We start from the raw sequence: 18,591 nt of genomic DNA, 5'->3' as shown, positions 1-18,591 counted from the left end.
ACTAGAGGTAGAATATTGTGATATACTATCCATTTACATAGAAGAATTGAATACTTTAAATTGAGAGGGGTACTTAAATGAGTCAAGAAAAGCAAGTCTTCTCGATAGATTTAGCTGGTCGCCAGCTAACAGTTGAAACTGGTCAGCTTGCAAAACAAGCGAACGGAGCAGTATTAGTAAGATATGGCGATACAGCGGTTCTATCTACAGCAACTGCATCAAAAGAAGCAAAAAATGTAGATTTCTTCCCACTTACAGTAAACTATGAAGAGCGTTTATATGCAGTCGGAAAAATTCCTGGCGGTTTTATTAAGCGTGAAGGTCGTCCAAGTGAAAAAGCAATTTTGGCAAGTCGTTTAATCGACCGTCCAATTCGTCCGCTATTCGCAGATGGCTTCCGTAACGAAGTACAAGTTGTCAGCATTGTAATGAGTGTTGATCAAGATTGTTCTTCTGAAATGGCAGCTATGCTTGGTTCTTCATTAGCGTTATCGATTTCAGATATTCCATTTGAAGGTCCAATCGCTGGTGCGACAGTTGGCCGTATTAATGGCGAATTCGTTATTAACCCAACAGTAGAACAGCAAGAACAAAGTGATATCCACTTAGTTGTAGCTGGTACGAAAGATGCGATTAACATGGTTGAAGCAGGAGCAGATCAAGTACCTGAAGAAACAATGTTAGAAGCAATTATGTTTGGTCATGACGAAATTAAACGTCTAATTGCATTCCAAGAAGAGATTGTACAAGCTGTAGGTAAAGAGAAATCAGAAGTGAAACTTTATGAAGTTGACGCTGATCTTAACCAAGCTGTACGTGAAATGGCTGAAGAAGATATGCATTCAGCAATTCAAGTACATGAGAAACATGCACGTGAAGATGCAATTAACGAAGTGAAAAAGCGTGTTATTGAGCATTACGAAGCGCAGGAAGCTGACGCTGATACATTAGGACAAGTAAATGAGATTTTATATAAAATTGTAAAAGAAGAAGTACGTCGTCTTATTACAGTTGAAAAAATCCGTCCAGATGGCCGTAAAGGTGACGAAATCCGTCCATTAGCATCAGAGGTTGGTATTTTATCTCGTACACACGGTTCTGGTTTGTTCACTCGTGGACAAACACAAGCATTAAGTATTTGTACATTAGGTGCATTAGGCGATGTGCAAATTTTAGATGGTCTTGGTGTAGAAGAATCAAAACGCTTTATGCACCATTACAATTTCCCATCATTTAGTGTTGGTGAAACAAGACCAATGCGTGGACCAGGTCGTCGTGAAATCGGTCACGGTGCACTAGGAGAACGCGCACTTGAGCCTGTAATTCCATCTGAAAAAGATTTCCCATACACAGTACGTCTTGTATCTGAAGTTTTAGAATCAAATGGTTCTACTTCACAAGCAAGTATTTGTGGTAGTACTTTAGCAATGATGGATGCTGGTGTTCCACTTAAAGCTCCAGTTGCAGGTATTGCAATGGGTCTAGTTAAAACTGGTGAGCATTACACAATTTTATCTGATATTCAAGGTATGGAAGATCATTTAGGTGATATGGACTTTAAAGTAGCAGGTACAGCACAAGGTGTAACTGCACTACAAATGGACATTAAAATCGATGGTCTATCTCGTGAAATTTTAGAAGAGGCATTACAACAAGCGAAAGTTGGTCGTGTGCACATTCTAAATCATATGTTATCTGTTATTCCAGAGCCACGCACTGAATTATCAGCGTACGCTCCAAAGATTATTACAATGACAATTAATCCAGATAAAATCCGTGACGTTATCGGACCGAGCGGTAAACAAATCAATAAAATTATTGAAGAAACTGGCGTTAAAATTGACATCGAGCAAGATGGCACAGTATTCATTTCTTCAATAAACCAAGAAATGAACGACAAAGCTAAGAAAATTATCGAAGATATCGTTCGCGAAGTACAAGTAGGTGAAATCTACGAAGGAAAAGTGAAACGTGTTGAGAAATTCGGTGCTTTCGTTGAATTATTCAGCGGTAAAGATGGATTAGTTCATATTTCTGAACTTGCACTTGAGCGTGTAGGTAAAGTAGAAGACGTTGTAAAAATCGGTGATGTAATTACAGTTAAAGTTATCGAGATTGACAAGCAAGGTCGCGTAAATCTATCTAGAAAAGTATTGCTAAAAGAAGAGCAAGAAAAAGAAGCTGCTAAAGAAGAAAACAAACAAGAGCAGCAATAAGTAAAAGCCAGTTTAACTGGCTTTTTTTGTTATGTAAAAATATGATTTATATATATTTTTATGTCAGCATAGGTATAGTTTTCATTATAACGCTCAAATTAACAAAGATAAGAAGAAAATGTTTTTATATAGTTAATTTGGGAGGGTTTATATGAAAGTTCGTATATTGGCATACATATGTATATTTTCTTTATATGTCAGTTTAGGCTCTTATTCTGTTTTTGCACAAGATAACTTGCATGAAGAAATTCAAAAGCATGCAAAAAAGTATGAGATTGCACCTCAAAATGCGATGATTGATAAAATATGGAAGGCAACACCTGGATATAATGGAAGACAAGTGGATATTGAAGCATCGTATAATAATATGAAGAAGCTAAAGGAATTTGATCAAAAATATCTTGAATTCAAAGAAGTCTCACCGAGTGTTCATTTAGAAGATTTATCACCCGCTCCAATTTATAGAGGCCATCCAAATAAAAAGATGGTAGGATTAACAATAAATGTGGCATGGGGAAATGAGTATTTGCCTCGCATATTAGAGATATTGAAAAAGCATGATGTGAAGGCCACTTTCTTTTTAGAAGGACGTTGGGTGAAAGAAAATTTACGATTTGCAAAAATGATTGTCGATGCAAATCAAGAAGTCGGAAATCATTCTTATACTCACCCTAATATGAAAACGCTATCGTCTGATGAAATACGAGAGCAGTTACAAAAAACAAATCGAATGATAGAAGTAGTAACGAATCAAAAAGTAAGATGGTTTGCCCCGCCGAGTGGAAGTTTTCGGGATGAAGTCGTGAAAATCGCTGATGATTTCCAAATGGGAACGATTATGTGGACTGTCGATACAATCGATTGGAAGCGACCTGAGCCAGATGTACTATTGCAGAGAGTAATGAGAAAAATACACCCAGGTGCTATCGTATTAATGCATCCTACTTCGTCAACGGCAGAAGCATTAGATACAATGATTAAAAAATTGAAGGAACAAGGATATAAAGTGGGGAATATAACAGAATTACTGGATGAAAAACGTGTGGATTAAATACATTTGCATGACATTCATCCTTAAACTTGTTATCATTAAATAATAGCACTTATTTAGAGAAACTGGCAGTAGGAGGAAAGTTTTTGATTAAAAAATATACTTGTAAAAATGGTGTAAGAATAGTTATGGAGAATATACCAACTGTAAGATCGGTTGCGATTGGTATTTGGATCCATGCGGGATCAAGAAATGAAAATGAAAAAAATAACGGGATTTCTCACTTTTTAGAGCATATGTTCTTTAAAGGGACAGAAACACGTAGTGCACGCGAAATTGCAGAATCATTTGATAGCATTGGTGGGCAAGTGAATGCTTTTACTTCAAAAGAATACACTTGTTACTATGCAAAAGTACTAGATGAACATGCTAAATATGCTTTAGATGTTTTAGCAGACATGTTCTTTAATTCAACATTTGATGAGGAAGAACTGAAAAAAGAGAAGAATGTCGTATGTGAAGAAATTAAAATGTACGAAGATGCTCCAGATGATATTGTGCATGATATGTTAACGAAAGCAACATATGAAACGCATCCACTTGGATATCCTATTTTAGGAACAGAAGAAACGCTTAATACGTTTACAGGTGATACGTTACGTCAATATATAAAAGATCATTACACACCTGAAAATGTAGTTGTATCAATCGCAGGAAATATTGATGAAGCATTTTTACAAACAGTGGAGCAATATTTCGGTAGTTATGAAGGAACAACAAACCGTGAACAAGTACATAGCCCAATTTTCCATTTCAATAAGGTAGCCCGTAAAAAAGAAACGGAACAAGCTCATTTATGTCTAGGATATAAAGGCTTACAAATGGGACACGAAGATATTTATAACTTAATTGTATTAAATAATGTTTTAGGCGGTAGCATGAGTAGCCGTTTATTCCAAGAAGTACGTGAGCAACGTGGATTAGCTTACTCAGTATTTTCTTACCACTCTTCTTATGAAGATACAGGCATGTTAACACTTTACGGTGGAACAGGTAGCCAACAATTAGATACATTGTATGAAACAATGCAAGAAACATTAGAGACATTGAAAAATACAGGTATTACAGAAAAAGAGCTTATGAATAGTAAAGAGCAATTAAAAGGAAACTTAATGTTAAGTTTAGAAAGTACAAATAGCCGTATGAGCCGTAACGGTAAAAATGAATTGCTTCTTCGTAAACATCGTTCACTTGATGAGATTATTGAAAGTGTAAACACTGTAACAAAAGAAAATGTGGACGGATTAATTCGCAATATGTTTACTGACGAGTTCTCTGCGGCACTTATTAGTCCAGACGGAAAACTTCCAAAAGGAATAAAACTATAATCAATTTTTACGATGTATCTGAAAATAACCTTCTTTCTTTTTAAATGAGAGAAGGTTATTTTTTTTATACATATAGAATAGGTACTAATTATAGACAATGCAAATGAAAAATTCATTAGGGGAGTGGAGTGTGTATGCGATTAAGTGAATTAAGTGGTAAAGAGGTTGTAGATATAGAAAAAGCGGAAAAAATGGGAGTCTTAGGTTATATGGATTTAGAGATTAATGAGAAAGACGGACAAATACAAACACTTATAATACCTGTAGGGAAGTGGGGAGGTTTTAAAAAGGAACCACAAGAAGTAAGGGTGGCATGGAGTCAAATAAAGAAAGTCGGACACGTGCTCCTTTGTGATAGTATAGATCGTTCAAATTCGGAGTGAAGGATGGCCATTTTGGTCATCTTTTTTTGTATCTACATAGAAACCTGATAAATCATATGTGCATTTGGATTTTCAATCACCATAAACTCGTACATTACATATGATGTGGAGGAAAAAGAAAAAGTAGGCACTTTTCTTATAAATGACAGAAAAAGAAGGTGAATTAGGGAATGTTGACTGAGATGCATATTGCTGTCATAGGAGGAGATGCAAGACAGCTAGAAGTAATTCGTAAGCTAGTTGAATTGGATGCGAAACTTTCTTTGATAGGTTTTGATCAGTTAGATCATGGTTTCACAGGGGCAGCAAAAGAAAGTATACAAAATTTAGATTTCACTTCTGTAGACGCAATTATTTTGCCGGTTGCCGGTACAAATGCCAAAGGAGAAGTAGATACTATTTTTTCAAATGAAAAAGTTTCAATAACGAAAGAACAAATTGAAAATACACCAGAACACTTTACTATATATTCAGGTATTGGTACACCTTACTTGGAAAATCTCGTATCTACTACGAACCGAAAACTTGTTAAATTATTTGATCGTGATGATGTAGCAATATACAATTCTATTCCAACGGTAGAAGGTACATTAATGATGGTAATTCAACATACCGACTATACAATTCATGGGTCCAATGTAATGGTTCTAGGATTTGGTAGAACAGGAATGAGTGTTGCGAGAGCATTTCAATCATTAGGAGCCCATGTCAAAGTTGGAGCAAGACGATCTGAACATATTGCACGTATTACAGAAATGATGTTTTCTCCTTTTCATATGCAAGACATAGAGAAAGAAGTAGGAAATATCGATATTGTAATTAATACGATTCCGCACCTCGTTGTAACAGCGAATGTTATTGCAAAAATGCCAGCTCATACGTTAGTGATTGATTTAGCTTCTAAACCAGGCGGTACCGACTTTAGATATGCAGAAAAAAGAGGAGTCAAAGCATTGCTAGCACCTGGATTACCAGGTATTGTTGCCCCAAAAACGGCTGGGCAAATCTTAGCAAATGTTCTTTCTCATTTATTAGCAGCAGATGCAATCGCAAAGGAGGAGGAAAAGAAATGAGTTTGAAGGGGAAACGAATTGGTTTCGGATTTACAGGTTCACATTGTACGTATGAGGAAGTTATGCCGCACTTAGAAAAATTAATTGCTGAAGGAGCAGAAGTACGTCCTGTTGTTTCATACACTGTTCAATCAACAAATACTAGATTTGGAGAAGGAGCAGAGTGGATTAAGAAGATTGAAGAAATAACAGGTTTTAAAGCAATTAATTCAATTGTTGGAGCAGAGCCACTTGGACCTAAAATTCCATTAGACTGCATGGTAATCGCTCCTTTAACAGGAAATTCTATGAGTAAATTTGCAAATGCAATGACAGACTCTCCAGTACTAATGGCAGCAAAAGCGACGCTAAGAAATGGCAAGCCTGTCGTATTGGCAGTTTCGACGAATGATGCTTTAGGATTAAATGGGGTAAATCTCATGCGCCTAATGGCCACAAAAAACATCTACTTCGTCCCATTCGGGCAAGATGCACCAGAGAAAAAACCGAACTCAATGGTAGCTCGTATGGAGTTGCTTGAAGATACAGTATTAGAAGCGCTGCAAGGGAAGCAATTGCAACCGGTGGTCGTAGAAAAATTCAGATATATGAATTAAAAAACGAAAAAAAACGGACAATTTTTGATGAAACCATCATTCTTACTGTAGAATATGATAAAATTAACGTTATTAAGATTAGAAGGGGTATTGTATACTCCTTCTGATTCTAAGTTATAGAAGGATTGGTATCTAGAAAGGGGCATAGTGATGGAAAAGCAAAAAACTTTTCATGTCGCTGTAGTTGGAGCAACCGGCGCAGTTGGTGAACAAATGTTAAATACTTTAGAGAAACGAGAATTTCCAATCGGGAAATTAACGTTACTTTCATCTAAACGATCTGCAGGTAAGAAACTTGTATTTAAAGGCGAAGAATTTACAGTTCAAGAGGCAACTCCTGAAAGCTTTGAAGGAGTAGATATTGCACTATTTAGTGCTGGTGGATCTGTATCGAAACAATTAGCGCCAGAAGCAGCAAAACGCGGTGCGATTGTTGTTGATAATACAAGTGCATTCCGTATGACAGAAAACGTGCCACTTGTTGTACCTGAAGTAAATGAAAACGACTTAAAAGAACATAATGGTATTATTGCAAATCCAAACTGTTCTACAATTCAAATGGTAGTAGCTCTTGAGCCAGTTCGTCAGCAATATGGTTTAAAACGAGTAATCGTTTCCACATATCAAGCTGTATCAGGTGCTGGTGCGGCAGCTATTGAAGAACTGCATGAACAATCACAAGCAATCTTAAATGGCGAAGAAGTTAAGGCAAATGTTCTTCCTGTATCAGGTGATAAGAAGCATTTCCCAATTGCTTTTAATGCGATTCCACAGATTGATAAATTCCAAGATAATGGATTTACGTTTGAAGAAATGAAAATGATTAACGAAACGAAAAAAATTATGCATATGCCTGAATTAGAAGTAGCGGCAACATGTGTACGTTTACCAGTTGTATCAGGACACTCTGAGTCTGTTTACATCGAAGTAGAAAAAGAAGGCGTAACAGTAGCAGAATTAAAGAGCTTACTTGCAAATGCGGAAGGTATTGTTCTACAAGATAATCCAGAAGAGCAGTTATATCCAATGCCAGCTACTGCAGTAGGTAAAAACGAAGTATTCGTTGGAAGAATCCGTAAAGATTTAAATAACGATAAAGGATTCCATCTTTGGGTCGTATCTGATAACTTATTAAAAGGCGCTGCATGGAATTCTGTTCAAATTGCAGAGCGCTTAGTAAAATTACAATTAGTGTAAACGGCTAAGAGAAGGTGCAAAATATGAAAATAATTGTTCAAAAATTTGGTGGCACATCAGTACGTGATGACAATGGACGTAAGCATGCGCTTCATCATATAAAAAAATCATTAGCTGCTGGTTATAAAGTAGTTACTGTCGTATCTGCTATGGGCCGTAAAGGTGAACCATATGCAACGGATACGTTATTAAGTCTTGTAAATCAAGAGGAATCTACTATTTCTAAGCGTGAGCAAGATTTATTATTATCGTGTGGAGAGTTAATCTCTGCAATTGTTTTCTCTAATATGTTGAATGAGAACGGTATAAAAGCAGCAGCATTAAATGGTGCACAAGCTGGTTTTGTAACGAATGATGACTTTACGAATGCAAAGATTATTGAAATGAATTGCGATCGTATACATGAAGAGTTAGAAAATGTAGATGTAATCGTCGTTACAGGATTCCAGGGACAAACGAAAAAAGGTGATACGACAACACTTGGACGCGGAGGTAGTGATACTTCAGCTTCAGCATTAGGTGTTGCACTTCATGCTGAATACATCGATATATTCACTGATGTAGAAGGTGTTATGACTGCGGATCCTCGTATTGTAAAAGATGCACGTCATCTTCAAACTGTAACGTATAACGAAATTTGTAACATGGCTTATCAAGGTGCGAAAGTCGTTCATCCACGTGCAGTTGAAATTGCGATGCATGCAAAAGTGCCACTTCGTGTACGTTCTACGTATTCTGATAGTGAAGGTACGCTTATTTCAGCATATGACGGTGCTACAAGAGGTCGTGATGTAGAAGAACGTCCTGTTACAGGCATTGCCCACGTATCAAACGTAACGCAAATTAAAGTGCTTGCAAAAGAAACGGCATATGATTTGCAACAACATGTGTTTAAAGAGATGGCGAACGAAGGAATAAGTGTTGATTTAATTAATATTTCACCTACTGGCGTAGCATATACAGTGAGTGATAATGTATCAAGTCATGCAGTTAAATTATTACAGAACCTTGGATATGAGCCAATTGTGACAGAACATTGTGCGAAAGTATCTATCGTTGGGGCTGGAATGGCAGGATACCCAGGGGTTACTGCGAAAATCGTTACAGCTTTAGCGGAAAAAGGTATTCAAATCCTGCAATCGGCAGATAGTCATACAACAATTTGGGTTCTTGTAAAAGAAACTGATTTAGTGGAGGCTGTAAATGCATTACATAGTGCGTTTGAGCTTTCAAAAGAAAAGCAACTGGAACAATAAGGAGTGAGACCATGATAGATTTTGGGACAATTGCAACCGCGATGGTAACACCGTTTGATATAAACGGGAATATCGATTTTGCAAAGACAACGAAATTGGTAAATTATTTAATTGATAACGGTACAACAGCAATCGTGGTAGGAGGAACGACAGGAGAATCTCCTACATTAACTTCAGAAGAGAAAGTAGCGTTATATCGCCATGTCGTATCTGTTGTCGATAAAAGAGTGCCCGTAATCGCTGGAACAGGTAGCAATAATACGCATGCTTCTATTGACTTAACTAAAAAGGCAACAGAAGTTGGTGTGGATGCAGTAATGCTAGTAGCACCGTATTATAACAAACCGAGTCAAGAAGGAATGTATCAGCATTTTAAAGCAATTGCTGAAAGCACGCCGCTTCCGGTTATGCTATATAACGTTCCAGGACGATCTATTGTACAAATCTCCGTTGATACAGTTGTTCGTTTATCAGAAATAGAAAACATTGTTGCTATTAAAGATGCCGGCGGCGATGTGTTAACAATGACAGAAATCATTGAAAAAACAGCGGACGACTTTGCGGTATACAGCGGTGATGACGGTTTAACGTTACCAGCTATGGCAGTTGGAGCGAAAGGTATCGTTTCGGTAGCCTCTCATGTTATCGGAAACGAAATGCAAGAAATGATTACAGCATTTCAAGCAGGAGAATTTAAGAAGGCACAAAAATTACATCAATTACTTGTAAGAGTAACTGATTCATTATTTATGGCGCCAAGTCCAACTCCAGTAAAAACAGCGTTACAAATGGTTGGATTAGATGTAGGTTCTGTACGTTTACCACTTCTTCCATTAACAGAAGAAGAAAGAGTAACGTTACAATCTGTAATGCAATCTATCCCTCGTTAATAAAAAATGACCTAGTGTAGAACTAGGTCATTTTTTATTATATGCAAATCTTTTCCTCTTTTTCTTACTTATATGTGTTCTTATAAGAATATTAATCGCTTCTTCATTATGTGTATAAGAAAATAATCGTACCCCTTTAACTGAGTCGAAAAATGATAGATATTATGGCATAAACGTAATAAACTACGGTGTCTGTTTTTAGAGAAATCCCCTCAAATGTGACGTAATTCATAAAAAAACTCCATTTTGTAAGTGTTTTTGTTGGATTCTAGAAAAATAAATCTTGAAACTCCCTATTATGAAATGAATTTAGCGTATGTATGGCTAGTTCTTCAAAATAATATGGAGTATAAAATCGGAGTAAATATAAAGGAAATACGTTCGATACTTTTGTTGTCATTCCGTTCTTTTCCTCTTTCTTTCGCACGATTTAACTTGTGTTCTATTTCTTGTATCAGGTATAATATGGCTAAGTAGCTTAGTACGGGTATGCTTAGCAAAATTGGGAAAAATTATAATTTAATTAAATTTTCATATCATATCGAATAAGATATTTGATTTATATAATGAAAGAGAGGTGAAACCTGGTTTAAAAAATAAACAAGGACATGATATCGCATAACGGTAAGGACATTCGTCTTGGACGGTGAAAATATGGTGGTTGTAGAGTTTCCCCTGGTGTCTCTGCAATTTTAGTGAAATCAGTGTTTGCAAGATTTTTAAACCAGGCAACAACATGAAGAGAAAAGAGAATGAGTCTGTTAAAGTATTTGCTCTTGGTGGAGTAGGTGAAATCGGGAAAAACATGTACTGTGTTGAAATTGATTCTGAAATCTTTATCGTAGATGCAGGGTTAATGTTCCCGGGAGATGAAATGTTTGGAATTGATATCGTTATTCCTGATATTACATATTTAGTGGAAAATCAAGAGCGAGTAAAAGGTTTATTTATTACTCACGGTCATGAAGATCATATTGGTGGAATTGTGTATGTACTTCGTAAATTATCTATTCCAGTCTATGCAACGAAATTAACAGTAGGACTTATACAAGAAAAACTTGGTGAAGCGGGCATGTTAGGCCGTGTAGACCTAAAAACAATCGATTCAAATTCAACAGTAGAATTTAACACTACAACGGTGTCATTCTTCGGAACGACACATAGTATTCCGGATTCTGTTGGCGTTTGTTTCCATACATCAAAAGGTGCAGTCGTATATACGGGAGACTTTAAATTCGATCAAACTCCAATTGGAAATAGTGGAGCAGACCTTGGTAAAATGGCACAAATCGGAAATGAAGGCGTACTTTGCTTATTATCTGATAGTACAAACGCAGAGCGCCCAGGCTATACAGGTTCAGAAAAAGAAGTTGGTGTAGAAATCTCTAAAGTGTTCTACGGCGCAGAAGGTCGCATTATCGTTGCTTCATTTGCATCGAATGTACATCGTATTCAACAAGTATTTGATGCAGCTGCTGAAACAGGGCGAAAAGTAGCAGTAGTAGGACGTAGTATGGTGAAAGTAGTAGACATTGCAAGACGTCTTGGTTATTTAGATGTTCCAGAAGGTATGGTTATTTCATTACAAGAAGTAGACAACTTCCCAGAGAAAAAGGTAGCTATTTTAACGACAGGTAGTCAAGGTGAACCGATGGCTGCTCTATCTAGAATGGCAAAACAAGCGCATAAACAAATTTCAATTCGTAAAGGTGATACTGTTATCATTGCTGCTTCGCCAATTCCGGGTAATGAAATATCTGTATCAAAAATTATTGATTTGTTATTTAGAGCTGGAGCTGAAGTTGTTTATTACGGTGAACGAAAAGTTCACGTGTCAGGTCACGGTAGCCAAGAAGAATTAAAATTAATGTTAAATTTAATGAAACCAAAGTACTTTGTACCCGTACATGGTGAGTTCCGTATGCAAAAAGCACATGCATATTTAGCTGAAGATGTAGGTATTACAAGAGAAAATATCTTTATCGTAGAAAAAGGCGATGTAATTGCTTTTGGTGACGATGAAGCAAACTTAGTCGGTAAAGTACAAGCTGGTAATGTTTTAATTGATGGATTAGGTGTAGGTGACGTTGGTAATATCGTTCTTCGAGATAGAAAGATGTTATCTCAAGATGGAATACTAGTAGTTGTTGTAACGCTTGGTAAAGATGAAAAGAAAATTATCTCTGGCCCAGAAATCATTTCACGTGGTTTCGTATATGTTCGTGAATCAGAAGCGTTAATTGAACGATCTACAGAGATTGTACGTATGATTGTTGAGCAGTCAATTAAAGAATATTCAATTGAATGGTCAATGTTAAAACAAAATATTCGTGAATTATTAGGACAGTTCTTGTACGAAGAGACAAAGAGAAAACCTATGATTTTACCGATTATTATGGAAGTATAAAAAGATCACCCTTATGGGTGATCTTTTTTCTTTTTAACCCTATCGAATGAAATTTATAACTTAAGAAATAATAGTTATATACGAGTGAAAGGGGATGCGAAATGACAGAACGTGATCGATATACAAATGAAGAAAAAGAAGCTGAGCCAAAAGAAGCTGGAAAAGAGGCTTCAATAGTTGAAAAAATTCAACAGCTTGGACAGACAAATGTACCACAGATGAATGAATCACGTATTCATTGTTTAACGATTATCGGACAAGTGGAAGGTCATGTTCAATTACCACCGCAAAATAAAACAACAAAATATGAGCATATCATTCCGCAAATTGTTGCGATTGAACAAAATCCGAAAATTGAAGGTTTGCTTTTAATATTAAATACAGTTGGAGGTGACGTTGAAGCTGGGCTAGCAATTTCTGAAATGGTAGCTTCACTTTCAAAACCAACAGTATCTCTAGTTTTAGGTGGGGGACATTCCATCGGTGTACCGATTGCTGTTTCTACTGACTATTCGTTTATTGCGGAAACTGCGACGATGACAATTCATCCAATTCGTTTAACAGGTCTTGTCATAGGTGTGCCACAAACATTTGAGTATTTGGATAAGATGCAAGAAAGAGTCATTCGTTTTGTGACGAAGCACTCGAAAGTAACAGAAGATCGTTTTAAAGAGCTTATGTTTGCGAAAGGAAATTTAACGCGAGATATTGGGACGAATGTAATTGGTGGGGATGCAGTAAAGTACGGTCTTATAGATGATGTCGGCGGTATTGGAAATGCGATTCGAAAATTAAACGAATTAATAGATGTTCGTGCGGAAGATAGTACAGAAGGGACAATGCTACAATGATTTTATATACAATTATGCCAGAGCAACTTGTGTATCCGGTCGATTATTCACAATGTGAAAGTCAAAAAGTTGTAAATATAAATGGTGTGGAATTAATGGTTTCTGAAGAGGAACATGGATGTTATTCTATTGTACGTGTGCTAAGTACGGACCCACTTCACTATTTAGAGTTTGAGCCCGGTCAGAAAATAACCTTTTAGCAAAAAGAAGGATTTTGTTTAGAAGCTATGGTATAATATAAAAAACAAGACGGTTGAGCAGCCATGAGTAGGCTGCTTTCTTCTGTTTATTTAGCATTTTACAAGAAGTGTAAAAATAGAAGATATAAAGACCAGAAAAATAGAGAAAACAGACATATAAATAGAGCGTTTTGAAGGGAGCTTTACTTATATGTAGAACACGAGGTGAAGAAATGGCAAAACAAAAGCAAAGAGGGACGAAGGCAAAGGCAAGACGTACGATAAAGCCAACTTTGTATTATGAAATCGTCGGTTTAACTCTTTTTGCACTTTCAATCATTACGATTTTACAGCTAGGCGTTGTAGGGAAATCGTTTGTGTTATTTTTTCGCTTCTTCTTTGGTGAGTGGTACATAATTGGTGTGTTAGGTGTAATAGCTTTATCGGTTTCCTTTGTTATAAAACGCGGATGGCCGAACCTTTTAAATAAACGATTAATTGGATTTTATTTAATTGTATTGGCGATATTAATGTTTAGTCATATTACATTATTTAACCTTCTTACAAAAGATGGAGCAGTGCAAAATACTTCTGTTATTGTGAGTACGAAAGATAACTTCTTTCTTGAAATGAAAAAGGGGCCAGATAGCGTTCATTTAGGTGGTGGTATGTTTGGTGCGCTTATGTTCGCAACATGTTACTTCTTATTTGACGAAGTAGGAGCTTATATCATTGGTATTATTCTAGTTATTCTCGGTATACTTTGTATAACAAATAAGCATATTGGAGAAGTGTTAGCTCCAGTTGGTAGAATTCTTAGAAGTCAGTTTCAAGTGATGCAAGGGGATTATAAAGATTGGAGAGCCAAAAGAACGGCTGAACAAACAGAAAAGAAAAAAACAACAAGAAGCACAAGAAGCAAACGTGCTGCAGAACAAGAAGAAATTATTGAGCCGATGGAAGAAATCTCAATTGATCCTCCGATTATTTCGAATTTCACTGAGAATTATCCTGTAAATGAAGAAGAGGATAAACGAATCGAAGTAGAGCAAGAAGAGTTGATCACTTCACCGTTTATTGAAGAGACTCCGCCAATTGAAGAACCAAAGAAAAAGCGTGGAGAAAAAATTGTTGAATCGTTAGAGAGTGAAGCGCAAGCACCTCCTATGCAATTTTCAAATGTAGAAAATAAAGATTACAAGCTTCCTTCACTTGATATATTAAAATTTCCAAAGAATAAGCAAGTTACAAATGAAAATGCGGAAATTTATGAGAATGCTCGTAAATTAGAACGTACATTCCAAAGTTTTGGAGTGAAAGCGAAAGTAACAAAAGTGCATAGAGGTCCTGCAGTTACAAAATATGAAGTGTATCCTGATATGGGGGTAAAGGTAAGCAAAATTGTCAGTTTAAGTGATGATTTAGCCCTTGCTTTAGCTGCAAAGGACATTCGTATTGAAGCGCCAATTCCCGGGAAATCAGCTGTAGGGATCGAAGTTCCAAACTCAGAGGTTTCGATGGTAACGCTGAGGGAAGTTCTTGACTCTAAGGCTAATAATCATCCGGAAGAGAAGTTGTTAATTGGTCTTGGCCGAGATATTACAGGTGAAGCTGTATTAGCCCGTCTAAATAAAATGCCTCATTTACTCGTAGCTGGTGCGACAGGTAGCGGGAAAAGTGTATGTATTAACGGTATTATTGTTAGTATTTTAATGCGTGCAAAACCACATGAAGTAAAATTAATGATGATTGACCCGAAAATGGTAGAGCTAAATGTATATAACGGTGTGCCTCATTTGTTAACGCCAGTTGTAACTGATCCGAAAAAAGCATCGCAAGCATTGAAAAAAGTTGTGAGTGAAATGGAACGTCGTTATGAATTGTTTGCTCATAGTGGTACACGTAACATTGAAGGATACAACGATTATATAAAAGAGCATAATAGTCAATCAGAAGCGAAACAACCCGAATTACCTTATATTGTAGTAATTGTGGACGAGTTAGCAGATTTAATGATGGTTGCTTCGTCTGATGTAGAGGATGCGATTATGCGTCTAGCGCAAATGGCTCGTGCTGCTGGTATTCATTTAATTATTGCAACGCAACGTCCGTCAGTTGACGTTATTACGGGTGTTATTAAAGCAAATATTCCATCACGTATTGCATTCGCTGTATCTTCTCAAACAGATTCTCGTACAATTCTTGACGGTGGTGGTGCAGAGAAGCTACTAGGTCGTGGAGACATGCTGTTTATACCTATTGGTGCATCGAAACCTGTACGTGTACAAGGCGCATTTCTATCAGATGATGAAGTTGAGAGAGTTGTAGAATATGTTATTGGACAGCAAAAAGCACAATATCAAGAAGATATGATTCCGCAAGATGTTCCTGATACGAAGCAGGAAGTAGAAGATGAATTATATGATGAAGCGGTTCAACTTGTAGTGGAAATGCAAACAGCATCTGTTTCTATGTTACAACGTAGGTTTAGAGTAGGTTATACGCGAGCTGCTCGCCTAATTGATGCAATGGAAATGAATGGTGTAGTAGGTCCGTATGAAGGGAGTAAACCGAGGGAAGTACTCATTAATGATGTACAAGAAAAAAGTTCTTAAAAAAAGCCTAATTGTTTTTACAATTAGGCTTTTTTATATAGTGTTTTTGTTATATACTATACTCAGTGATAAAGAAAGGGCTTACATTTAGGGGTGCCCTTTAGAATACGAATACTTTTAGTATGTTTTATGTAAATGTTCGATATTTAATGCAGAAAAATGTTAGATTTTGTTGACACGTATGAGAGCAAGTGGTAAGATTACTTCGAAAAGAATCACTGCCTCATATAATCTTGGAGATAAGGTCCATAAGTTTCTACCTGGCAACCATGAATTGCTAGACTATGAGGGGAAAAGTGTGTAACAAAGGATGTAAAGGATCTTTGTGCCGAACTTTTTCTCGAAATGAGGAATGTTTATGGTGCAAAGTTTTTTTTATGCAATAAAGAGTGAAAATTTTATTTTAAAAAATTATTATTATTTATTCGACAATTACACTTATTTTGGTGTTTAGTCATTTGTACTATGTTGTAAGTTGAAAAAAGAGAAAAGAAGTCTTACATCAGAGGTCGAATAATTGAAATGCGGGGGAGTCTTATGTCAGTAAAATCTGATAGTCGTCACCTATATCTACGGGTGATTGATCACATCAAAGAAAAAATTAAAGATGGCGCTTATAAAGAACGACAAAAGTTACCATCAGAGTTTGATTTAGCGAAAGAACTTGGCGTAAGTAGAGCGACTTTAAGGGAAGCGTTGCGTATTTTAGAAGAAGAAAATGTTGTCATTCGTAGACATGGTGTAGGGACATTTGTAAATGCAAAGCCATTATTTTCTTCTGGAATAGAACAACTTTCTAGTATTACAGATATGATTTCTAGTGTGGGGAAAACACCAGGAACAATCTTTTTATCATCATCTACTACAACTTTAACAGAAGAGGAAAAAGAGAAGTTTAATAGTGAAGATGGTTTTAATGCAGTGATGATTGAACGCGTGCGTACAGCAGATGGGGAACCTGTTGTGTATTGTATCGATAAACTTGCAAAAGAAATATTGCCAGACTTATCGGGTTACAATGAGGAATCATTATTAACGGTGATACATAATAACACGCATAAGCGCATAACATATGCGGTTGCTCACATTGAGCCAATTGGCTATCACCCTAAAATCTCACCAATTTTAGAATGTGAGCCTGAAACAGCACTGCTTGTATTAAAACAAATGCACTATGATCAAAATGATGAGCCAATCTTATATTCTATCAATTACTTTAGAGCTGATAAATTTAGCTTCCACGTATTAAGAAAGCGTATGTAGGTAAATTCCTTTTTAGGGAGGTGACAGCAAGAAGTAAGGAACAGCAGCGTAAGAATAAATAAATATATATCATTTTTGGAGGGGTTTCTAGTATGAAGAAAAAAGCAGGCCTTTTATTATCATTAACTTTAGCAGCAAGTACAGTTTTAGGTGCATGTGGTAACTCGGATAAGGCGAGCAGTGACAAGAAAGACACGAAAGACAATAAAGATTTCAAGGTTGGTCTTGTAACGGATGTTGGGGGCGTTGATGATAAGTCATTTAACCAATCTTCTTGGGAAGGGTTACAAAAGTTTGGTAAAGATAATGGTTTAAAAGAAAAGACAAATTATCGTTACCTTCAGTCTGAAAAAGAAGCTGATTATATTCCGAATTTAAAAAAATTCTCAAAAGATAAATATGATTTAACATTCGGAATTGGTTATAAATTAGAAGGTGCAATTAAAGAAGTAGCAAAAGAATCTTCAAAACAACAATTTGCAATCGTAGATACTGTTGTAGATGCACCGAACGTAACGAGCATTACGTTTAAAGATCATGAAGGATCATTCCTTGTAGGTGCGGTAGCAGCTATGTCAACAAAATCGAATAAAGTAGGATTTGTTGGTGGAATGAAAAGTGATTTAATTAGTAAATTTGAAAATGGATTTAAAGCTGGTGCAAAGGCAGTAAATCCAAACATTGAAATCGTATCTGAATATGCAGAAGCATTCGATAAGCCTGAAAAAGGTACAGTTCTTGCTTCAGCAATGTATGGTCAAGGCGTAGACGTAATTTATCATGCTGCTGGTGGTACAGGTAACGGTGTGTTCACAGAAGCGAAAAACCGTAAGAAAAAAGGTGAAAATGTTTGGGTAATCGGTGTTGACCGTGACCAACATCAAGAAGGTATGCCTGAAAATGTAACATTAACTTCAATGATTAAACGTGTTGATGTAGCTGTAGAAAAAGTAGCTAAAGAAGCAAAAGATGGGAATTTAAAAGGTGGGAAAATTGAAGAGTTTGGCTTAAAAGATGACGGTATTGGTATTTCAAAAACAACTGATAACGTGAAAAAAGTTAACCCTGAAATTTTAACAAAAGTAGAAGAGCTTGAAAAGAAAATTACAGCCGGTGAAATTAAAGTGCCAGCTACAGATAAAGAGTATAAAGAATACGAAGCTTCTCTAAAAAAATAAATAGAGAAATAGCAAAGGTTAGTTCATAGAACTAACCTTTGTATGTATAAAACTTCCGAATTGCTTAATAAGTTAATAGTGTAATAGGGAATGTTCCCTGTTAAAAGG

At 36.3% G+C, this 18,591-nt stretch carries 15 protein-coding genes and 1 riboswitch; all 15 genes read left to right on the top strand.

Features of this window, described 5'->3' with window-relative positions:
* Positions 1–77: 77 nt before the first annotated feature.
* The 15 genes from pnp (at position 78) to ACTFR3_RS10040 (ending at position 18,483) form a co-directional block, all read left to right on the top strand.
* On the top strand, positions 78–2,216 hold the full coding sequence (pnp, locus tag ACTFR3_RS10110; protein WP_000076737.1) for a polyribonucleotide nucleotidyltransferase: 2,139 nt from the start codon (positions 78–80) through the stop codon (positions 2,214–2,216).
* Positions 2,217–2,367: 151 nt separating this feature from the next.
* Positions 2,368–3,267 (top strand): polysaccharide deacetylase family protein, encoded by a 900-nt coding sequence (locus tag ACTFR3_RS10105; RefSeq protein ID WP_000868217.1) that lies wholly within the window; start codon positions 2,368–2,370, stop codon positions 3,265–3,267.
* A gap of 86 nt (positions 3,268–3,353) precedes the next feature.
* Positions 3,354–4,595, top strand: a complete 1,242-nt coding sequence (locus ACTFR3_RS10100; RefSeq protein WP_000592996.1) for a M16 family metallopeptidase — start codon at positions 3,354–3,356, stop codon at positions 4,593–4,595.
* 134 nt (positions 4,596–4,729) lie between these two features.
* The gene (locus tag ACTFR3_RS10095; protein ID WP_017656595.1) at positions 4,730–4,978 is read left to right on the top strand and encodes a YlmC/YmxH family sporulation protein; all 249 of its coding nucleotides are present in this window, start codon (positions 4,730–4,732) and stop codon (positions 4,976–4,978) included.
* 170 nt (positions 4,979–5,148) lie between these two features.
* Positions 5,149–6,051, top strand: a complete 903-nt coding sequence (dpaA, locus tag ACTFR3_RS10090) for a dipicolinic acid synthetase subunit A (protein WP_048538893.1) — start codon at positions 5,149–5,151, stop codon at positions 6,049–6,051.
* On the top strand, positions 6,048–6,647 hold the full coding sequence (gene dpaB, locus ACTFR3_RS10085) for a dipicolinate synthase subunit B (RefSeq protein ID WP_000053596.1): 600 nt from the start codon (positions 6,048–6,050) through the stop codon (positions 6,645–6,647). Before dpaA ends, dpaB begins: the two co-directional genes overlap by 4 nt.
* Positions 6,648–6,797: 150 nt before the next feature.
* A complete protein-coding gene (gene asd / locus ACTFR3_RS10080) occupies positions 6,798–7,844 on the top strand; it encodes an aspartate-semialdehyde dehydrogenase (protein ID WP_000414846.1) in 1,047 nt (348 codons plus the stop codon).
* 23 nt (positions 7,845–7,867) lie between these two features.
* On the top strand, positions 7,868–9,100 hold the full coding sequence (gene dapG / locus ACTFR3_RS10075) for an aspartate kinase (protein WP_000692451.1): 1,233 nt from the start codon (positions 7,868–7,870) through the stop codon (positions 9,098–9,100).
* A gap of 11 nt (positions 9,101–9,111) precedes the next feature.
* Positions 9,112–9,990 (top strand): 4-hydroxy-tetrahydrodipicolinate synthase, encoded by an 879-nt coding sequence (dapA, locus tag ACTFR3_RS10070; RefSeq protein ID WP_000564763.1) that lies wholly within the window; start codon positions 9,112–9,114, stop codon positions 9,988–9,990.
* 736 nt (positions 9,991–10,726) lie between these two features.
* Positions 10,727–12,397 carry a ribonuclease J gene (locus ACTFR3_RS10065; RefSeq protein WP_000823096.1) on the top strand — a complete coding sequence of 557 codons (1,671 nt, stop codon included), beginning with the start codon at positions 10,727–10,729 and terminating at the stop codon, positions 12,395–12,397.
* A gap of 101 nt (positions 12,398–12,498) precedes the next feature.
* Positions 12,499–13,248, top strand: coding sequence for a translocation-enhancing protein TepA (tepA, locus tag ACTFR3_RS10060; protein ID WP_000139806.1), 750 nt, complete (start codon positions 12,499–12,501; stop codon positions 13,246–13,248).
* Positions 13,245–13,448: a YlzJ-like family protein gene (locus ACTFR3_RS10055; RefSeq protein WP_000605036.1), complete on the top strand. Its 204-nt coding sequence runs from the start codon at positions 13,245–13,247 to the stop codon at positions 13,446–13,448. The genes tepA and ACTFR3_RS10055 overlap by 4 nt, the downstream gene beginning before the upstream one ends.
* Positions 13,449–13,660: 212 nt before the next feature.
* Positions 13,661–16,042, top strand: a complete 2,382-nt coding sequence (locus tag ACTFR3_RS10050; protein WP_001118782.1) for a DNA translocase FtsK — start codon at positions 13,661–13,663, stop codon at positions 16,040–16,042.
* A gap of 203 nt (positions 16,043–16,245) precedes the next feature.
* A riboswitch (purine riboswitch) is annotated at positions 16,246–16,347 on the top strand.
* Positions 16,348–16,579: 232 nt separating this feature from the next.
* Positions 16,580–17,305 carry a GntR family transcriptional regulator gene (locus ACTFR3_RS10045; protein ID WP_000114182.1) on the top strand — a complete coding sequence of 242 codons (726 nt, stop codon included), beginning with the start codon at positions 16,580–16,582 and terminating at the stop codon, positions 17,303–17,305.
* Positions 17,306–17,397: 92 nt separating this feature from the next.
* On the top strand, positions 17,398–18,483 hold the full coding sequence (locus tag ACTFR3_RS10040; protein WP_000725771.1) for a BMP family lipoprotein: 1,086 nt from the start codon (positions 17,398–17,400) through the stop codon (positions 18,481–18,483).
* Positions 18,484–18,591 lie beyond the last annotated feature (108 nt).

Origin of the sequence: Bacillus cereus group sp. MYBK14-1, assembly GCF_051916885.1 — a bacterium.
GTDB lineage: Bacteria > Bacillota > Bacilli > Bacillales > Bacillaceae_G > Bacillus_A > Bacillus_A cereus.
This window is presented reverse-complemented; position numbering and strand designations above follow the sequence as displayed.

Coding starts and splice junctions, on each gene's coding strand:
- pnp (WP_000076737.1), top strand. CDS start 78: ATGAGTCAAGAAAAGCAAGTCTTCTCGATAGATTTAGCTGGTCGCCAG.
- ACTFR3_RS10105 (WP_000868217.1), top strand. CDS start 2,368: ATGAAAGTTCGTATATTGGCATACATATGTATATTTTCTTTATATGTC.
- ACTFR3_RS10095 (WP_017656595.1), top strand. CDS start 4,730: ATGCGATTAAGTGAATTAAGTGGTAAAGAGGTTGTAGATATAGAAAAA.
- dpaA (WP_048538893.1), top strand. CDS start 5,149: ATGTTGACTGAGATGCATATTGCTGTCATAGGAGGAGATGCAAGACAG.
- dpaB (WP_000053596.1), top strand. CDS start 6,048: ATGAGTTTGAAGGGGAAACGAATTGGTTTCGGATTTACAGGTTCACAT.
- asd (WP_000414846.1), top strand. CDS start 6,798: ATGGAAAAGCAAAAAACTTTTCATGTCGCTGTAGTTGGAGCAACCGGC.
- dapG (WP_000692451.1), top strand. CDS start 7,868: ATGAAAATAATTGTTCAAAAATTTGGTGGCACATCAGTACGTGATGAC.
- dapA (WP_000564763.1), top strand. CDS start 9,112: ATGATAGATTTTGGGACAATTGCAACCGCGATGGTAACACCGTTTGAT.
- ACTFR3_RS10065 (WP_000823096.1), top strand. CDS start 10,727: ATGAAGAGAAAAGAGAATGAGTCTGTTAAAGTATTTGCTCTTGGTGGA.
- tepA (WP_000139806.1), top strand. CDS start 12,499: ATGACAGAACGTGATCGATATACAAATGAAGAAAAAGAAGCTGAGCCA.
- ACTFR3_RS10055 (WP_000605036.1), top strand. CDS start 13,245: ATGATTTTATATACAATTATGCCAGAGCAACTTGTGTATCCGGTCGAT.
- ACTFR3_RS10050 (WP_001118782.1), top strand. CDS start 13,661: ATGGCAAAACAAAAGCAAAGAGGGACGAAGGCAAAGGCAAGACGTACG.
- ACTFR3_RS10045 (WP_000114182.1), top strand. CDS start 16,580: ATGTCAGTAAAATCTGATAGTCGTCACCTATATCTACGGGTGATTGAT.
- ACTFR3_RS10040 (WP_000725771.1), top strand. CDS start 17,398: ATGAAGAAAAAAGCAGGCCTTTTATTATCATTAACTTTAGCAGCAAGT.